This is a genomic window from Citrobacter sp. Awk 2, from assembly GCF_028069815.1.
Lineage (GTDB): Bacteria > Pseudomonadota > Gammaproteobacteria > Enterobacterales > Enterobacteriaceae > Citrobacter.
Genome location: NZ_JANEWL010000055.1, coordinates 25,025 through 31,024, shown reverse-complemented (window position 1 = coordinate 31,024; position 6,000 = coordinate 25,025). Strand labels below are relative to the sequence as shown.

5 protein-coding genes are annotated in these 6,000 nt (G+C 51.0%); 2 read left to right on the top strand and 3 right to left on the bottom strand.

Annotation, left to right across the window (positions count from 1 at the left end; genetic code table 11):
- Positions 1-263: 263 nt before the first annotated feature.
- Together ompF and aspC are read left to right on the top strand one after the other, a co-directional pair.
- Positions 264-1,340 carry a porin OmpF gene (gene ompF, locus NNO02_RS14320; RefSeq protein WP_137382833.1) on the top strand — a complete coding sequence of 359 codons (1,077 nt, stop codon included), beginning with the start codon at positions 264-266 and terminating at the stop codon, positions 1,338-1,340.
- Positions 1,341-1,523: 183 nt separating this feature from the next.
- Complete coding sequence (gene aspC, locus NNO02_RS14315) at positions 1,524-2,714, top strand: aspartate transaminase (protein WP_271455085.1); 1,191 nt, start codon at positions 1,524-1,526, stop codon at positions 2,712-2,714.
- A gap of 53 nt (positions 2,715-2,767) precedes the next feature.
- Here the strand turns inward: aspC and NNO02_RS14310 are convergent, their stop codons facing one another.
- From NNO02_RS14310 to ldtD, 3 genes are all read right to left on the bottom strand, one after another.
- The gene (locus tag NNO02_RS14310; RefSeq protein ID WP_271440653.1) at positions 2,768-3,415 is read right to left on the bottom strand and encodes an MBL fold metallo-hydrolase; all 648 of its coding nucleotides are present in this window, start codon (positions 3,413-3,415) and stop codon (positions 2,768-2,770) included.
- Between the two features lie 28 nt (positions 3,416-3,443).
- The gene (locus NNO02_RS14305; RefSeq protein ID WP_003831948.1) at positions 3,444-3,992 is read right to left on the bottom strand and encodes a YcbK family protein; all 549 of its coding nucleotides are present in this window, start codon (positions 3,990-3,992) and stop codon (positions 3,444-3,446) included.
- Between the two features lie 176 nt (positions 3,993-4,168).
- Positions 4,169-5,920, bottom strand: a complete 1,752-nt coding sequence (gene ldtD / locus NNO02_RS14300) for a L,D-transpeptidase (RefSeq protein ID WP_271455084.1) — start codon at positions 5,918-5,920, stop codon at positions 4,169-4,171.
- Positions 5,921-6,000: the final 80 nt, after the last annotated feature.

Genomic DNA, 6,000 nt, shown 5'->3' with positions numbered 1-6,000 from the left:
ATTCAATCGCAGGGACAGCTGAAATTTGAAGTCGTTCACAAAGTTGCATAAAAATAACATTTTGTTACACATTTTTTCTTTTTGAAACTAAATCTTTATATTTGTAGCACTTTGACAGTAGCGAAACGGTAGTTTGAATGGAAAGATGCCTGCAGACACATAAAGACACCAAACTCTCATCAATAGTTCCGTAAATTTTTATTGACGGAATTCATTGGCGGCAGTGGCAGGTGTCATATAAAAACCGATGAGGGTAATAAATAATGATGAAGCGCAATATTCTGGCAGTGGTTATCCCTGCTCTGCTGGTAGCCGGGGCAGCTAACGCTGCAGAAGTTTATAACAAAGATGGCAATAAAGTAGACATCTACGGTAAAGCTGTAGGTCTGCACTATTTCTCCAAGAACAACGGTGACAACGCTTACGCACCTAATGGCGATCAGACTTACGCCCGTCTTGGTTTCAAAGGGGAAACTCAGATTAACGACCAACTGACCGGTTACGGCCAGTGGGAATACCAGTTCAGCGGCAATAACTCCGAAGGCGGTGACGACTCTCAGAAAGGGAACAAAACCCGTCTGGCGTTTGCTGGTCTGAAATTCGGTGACGCAGGCTCCTTCGATTACGGTCGTAACTACGGCGTCGTATACGATGCACTGGGTTACACCGATATGCTGCCAGAATTCGGTGGCGATACTGCGGCTTCCGACCAGTTCTTCTCCCAGCGTAACGGTGGCCTCGCGACTTACCGTAACTCCAACTTCTTCGGTCTGGTTGAAGGCCTGAACTTCGCTGTTCAGTACCTGGGTAAAAACGAGCGTGATGACGTTCGTCGCTCTAATGGTGACGGCGTTGGCGGTTCTGTAAGCTACGAATTCGAAGGCTTCGGTATCGTCGGTGCATACGGCGCGGCTGACCGTACCGATGCCCAGCAAAACCCGCTTCTGCGCGGCCATGGCGACAAAGCTGAGCAGTGGGCTACCGGCGTGAAATACGATGCTAACAACATCTACCTGGCAGCGAACTACAGCGAAACCCGCAACGCAACCCGTATCTCTAACGGTTATGCGAACAAAACTGAAGACGTACTGTTAGTTGCTCAGTACCAGTTCGACTTCGGTCTGCGTCCGTCCATCGCCTATACCAAATCTAAAGGTAAGGATATCGAAGGTATCGGTGACGTAGATCTGGTGAACTACTTCGAAGTGGGCGCGACTTACTACTTCAACAAAAACATGTCCACCTATGTTGATTACATCATCAACCAGATCGATTCTGACAACAAACTGGGCGTAGGCTCTGACGACACCGTTGCAGTGGGTATCGTTTACCAGTTCTAATAGCAGACCTCTTTGCTAAATGCCTAAAAAACAGGACTTCGGTCCTGTTTTTTTATCTCCGCCAGCGTATTCTTGCGTCTTCAAAAAACACCCCTGCTTTTCGTCACTAACGGTTGGCATTTTGTAAATCTACCGTTAACCTGATAGCGGACTTCCCTTCTGTAACCACAATGGAACCTCGTCATGTTTGAGAACATTACCGCCGCTCCTGCCGACCCCATTTTGGGCCTGGCTGATTTGTTTCGTGCCGATGACCGCTCGGGGAAAATAAACCTCGGAATCGGTGTATATAAAGATGAGACAGGCAAAACGCCGGTACTGACCAGCGTTAAAAAAGCCGAGCAATATATCCTGGAAAATGAAACCACCAAAAACTATCTTGGCATTGACGGTATTCCAGAGTTTGGTCGCTGCACTCAGGAATTACTGTTTGGTAAAGAAAGTGCACTGATTAATGACAAACGCGCGCGTACAGCACAGACCCCTGGTGGTACGGGTGCCCTGCGTGTGGCCGCTGATTTCCTGGCAAAAAACACCAGCGCAAAACGCGTGTGGGTCAGCAACCCAAGCTGGCCGAACCATAAGAGCGTATTTAATTCAGCTGGTCTGGAAGTGCGTGAATATAACTATTACGATGCGGCAAACCATTCACTGGACTTTGATGCGCTGCTGGCAAGCCTGGCTGAAGCACAAGCTGGCGACGTCGTATTATTCCACGGCTGCTGCCATAATCCGACCGGTATTGATCCGACGCTGGAGCAATGGCAAACATTGGCTCAGCTGTCAGTCGACAAAGGTTGGTTACCACTGTTCGACTTTGCCTACCAGGGCTTTGCTCGTGGTCTGGAAGAAGATGCAGAAGGTCTGCGTGCATTCGCCGCGCTGCATAAAGAGCTGATTGTCGCCAGTTCCTATTCCAAAAACTTTGGTCTGTACAATGAGCGTGTAGGTGCCTGTACGCTGGTCGCTGCCGATGCAGAAACCGTTGACCGTGCCTTTAGCCAGATGAAATCAGTCATCCGTGCGAACTACTCCAACCCACCGGCACACGGTGCCTCAGTTGTCGCGACAATTCTGAGCAACGATGCGCTACGTGCAATCTGGGAACAGGAACTGACTGACATGCGCCAACGTATTCAGCGCATGCGTCTGCTGTTCGTCAACACGTTGCAGGAGAAAGGCGCAAACCGCGATTTCAGCTTTATCATCAAACAGAATGGTATGTTCTCATTCAGCGGCCTGACGAAAGAACAAGTTCTTCGTCTGCGTGAAGAGTTTGGTGTTTATGCTGTTGCTTCAGGACGCGTAAACGTAGCAGGAATGACGCCAGACAACATGGCACCGTTATGCGAAGCGATTGTCGCTGTTCTGTAATCTATCGCACATACAAAAGGCCGCAATCGCGGCCTTTTTATTTATCTGTAGTGTTACCAAACCGGCATTTCATCCTGCAGGAACGGGTTATGCAACCGCTCGTAACCCAGCGTAGAGAGTGGTCCGTGACCCGGAATAAACGTCACGTCATCACCCAGCGGTAAGAGTTTACGTTTGATCGCGTCAATCAGTTGGCTGTGATCCCCACGCGGGAAATCACTGCGCCCTACGCCACCTTTGAAAATCACGTCGCCGGAAATCAGTAACTTTGATTGTTCATCAAAGAAGACGACATGCCCTGGCGTGTGACCCGGGCAATGCAACACCTGTAAGGTTACGTTGCCGATGCTAATCCGATCGCCTTCGTTTAGCCAGCGATCGGGCGTTAGCGGCTCACAGTCACCCAGGCCAAACATACGGCTTTGCGCAGGCAGTCCCTGCAGCCAGAACTCATCTTCTTTTTCCGGCCCAATAACCGGTACACCGTAATGCTGTGCCAGTTCTGCTGCCGCCCCAACATGGTCGAGATGACCGTGGGTAAGCAGGATCTGCATGAGCGTAAGACCGCTGGCATCCACTTCCTGTTTGATTTTCTCGGCATCACCGCCGGGATCGACCAGTGCGGCCAGACGCGTCTGCTCACACCAGATTAGCGAGCAGTTCTGGGCGAATGCAGTGACCGGAATAATACGATAGTTCATACAGCTCCTGTTTCATTAAGCTTACGGATCACCAGTGCCGTGCAGGCCCGGTGTCAATATGCACAAAGTTACTGCTGGGGTAGTATCCTACACCACCTGCGCGCATAGATAACGCAGCTTTGCGAATATTACTTAATGCGATGCCTTCAATATGGAAATCCATTGCCTGTCCTTTCGTGTGGTAGCTTTTCTTTGCCACACCACGACTACGTGCACGGAGTTCGTTATTGGTATCGATGGAGCGATAGCCGGAGATCAGTTGTACGGGTTTACGCGTACCCAGCAGTCCCTGCAGACGGAAGAGTTGATCAAACAATCCCGGGTCGATGGATTTCACTTTATTCGCCCGAAAGTCACGGAAAAAGTGATTAAGTTTTGCTAATTCGTCCTGAATATAGCCCCTGCCATCAAAAAACTCTGCTTTAATTGACTCACCGGTATGCAGGTTATTCAACGTCAATATACGCGGACGTGGGGTGGAGAGAGTTGCAAACGCAGGCGTGGGCAGGATGGCAGCGCCGAGGGCAATGCCACCAAGCGCCAGCAATTTGCGGCGATTAGCGTCAAATTTGTCCATGGTATTAAGGTCTACAGGTCAATGTTATCGTATGTATGCTCTAGCGCACGCGGGAAACCTTATCTGGCTAAGTAGTCCACGTCAAGGCTCCCAAACCCAGGAAATACGGGGCTTACAGCCATCCTGCCCCGTTTTCATCATAACTTACGACAATCATTTTCCTCGAACTGCTTCATTTATCTGATTAATTGCTCAGCTTTCGACATGATTTGTGCGCTGGATCGCGCTGTCTGATCGTAATTGTAAATATCTGTTCGATACTGCGTACGTCCATCACTTCCCACAAAGGCTGTCAGATAGTACAGGTTGACCGGAATATTCTGGCGAATATTGACATATCGCGTATCCCCTTGCTTCAGGGCATCCGAGATGCGTGTATCATTCCAGCCAGCATCCTGCAGCAGCATATTCGCCAGTTCCGAGGCCTTATTCACGCGCACACAGCCAGAACTTAGTGCCCGAGTATCCTTCTGGAACAAATTATGGTTTGGCGTATCGTGCAGATAAATGGCGTCAGAACTCGGCATGTTGAATTTATAGCGACCCAGTGAATTACGCGCGCCCGGTGCCTGCTGGAAGCGGAACGGCAGATTCGAAGCGGTGATTGTAGCCCAGTCAACCTGCCACGGATCTATCGTCTCTTTGCTGTTCCAGCCGCGCATTACAGTATACCCGTGACGCTCAAGGTACCCCGGATCGTTCCACAATTTAGGCAGTATATCCTTACGCGCCAGCGTCGGCGGCACGTTCCACGGTGGGTTTACAACCACGTTATTTAACGCACTGCTCATCATCGGTGTTTTACGATCGGGACGTCCGACGATAACACGGGAAGCCAGCACCTGATTGCCATTCTGGTAATACACCAACGAGTACGCGGGAATATTCACCATGATGCCGGTAGACAACTCACTCGGCAGCAGGCGCAAACGCTGAATATTAAGCGCCAGCACCCCTGCGCGCTGAGCAGGCGTGACATTCAACCAGTCGCGGGTTGCAGGGCCAATCGTGCCATCGGCCCCAAGCCCCTGCCATGTCTGAAAACGTTTCACCGCGTCAACAAGTTCGCGATCGTAGGCGCTACGCCCTTCTTTGGCAGAAGTACTGACACCGGGGTTCAGCATTCCAGTGCGGCGCAGAATTTCGCGCAGTGCCGGGATATCATTACTCCATTCACCGGGGCGCAACGTCGTGGTGCTGGTCAACCGTGGCCAGGGTCGCGAATCCCCCACCAGCTTCAGCAACGACGCATGCATCGCAGCATACTGTGGATGCTGAGGTGTAAGGCTGGTGATAAATGAAGTTAGCTGACCGTTGTCCAGCGCCACCTGCCATTGGTTAACAACGGAGAGCGGTGGTGTTGCCAGTGCATAAGGCTTATCGCTATAGAGCCAGCGGCTACCTTTGACGGGGATATTTGCAATGAAGTGGAGATAGCCCATCATCGCATCAGAAAGCACAGTATCACGTGCCAGACCTGTGACTGCCGGGTCAGTCAGTAACGCGACCCAGGCGTTAAACTGCGGCTGAAAACCGGCAATCGCCACCTCGGCTAACTGTTGTTGAAAGGCTTTTACCGCATCACGATTTTCCCACATCGGTTTCATTTCGCGTGCGGCATACAGCAATTCCAGCTGGCTCATATAGACCGGCGTATAGCCTGCTGGTAGCTGAGATTGCAATTCAGCGCGAGCTTTATCCACAGATGTGCCATCGGGCAGAGACTGAATTCCCGCCATCACACCGGTCGTGTAAGATTGTACCTGCGGTTGCGATAACGCAGTAGGCTGTTCGCTGACGGCGGCAGAGCTGTCGCCAGGAATCATTTCAGGCTCATCAGCCTGCGCGTTGAACAGTGGAGCGAATGTTACGGCCAGGCACAAACTGATTGCCGACAGCCGACGACCACACATTTTATTAAGCAACATCCCTTGCCCCCTGTTTTCTTTATCATACTTTGAGTAGCCAGACCGCCTGTATTCCCCGTTACTCTCACGGGAGCGGGCCT

Bases quoted from the DNA above. Each gene is read 5' to 3' on its own strand.
- aspC (WP_271455085.1), top strand. From the start codon at position 1,524: ATGTTTGAGAACATTACCGCCGCTCCTGCCGACCCCATTTTGGGCCTG.
- NNO02_RS14310 (WP_271440653.1), bottom strand. From the start codon at position 3,415: ATGAACTATCGTATTATTCCGGTCACTGCATTCGCCCAGAACTGCTCG.
- ldtD (WP_271455084.1), bottom strand. From the start codon at position 5,920: ATGTTGCTTAATAAAATGTGTGGTCGTCGGCTGTCGGCAATCAGTTTG.
- NNO02_RS14305 (WP_003831948.1), bottom strand. From the start codon at position 3,992: ATGGACAAATTTGACGCTAATCGCCGCAAATTGCTGGCGCTTGGTGGC.
- ompF (WP_137382833.1), top strand. From the start codon at position 264: ATGATGAAGCGCAATATTCTGGCAGTGGTTATCCCTGCTCTGCTGGTA.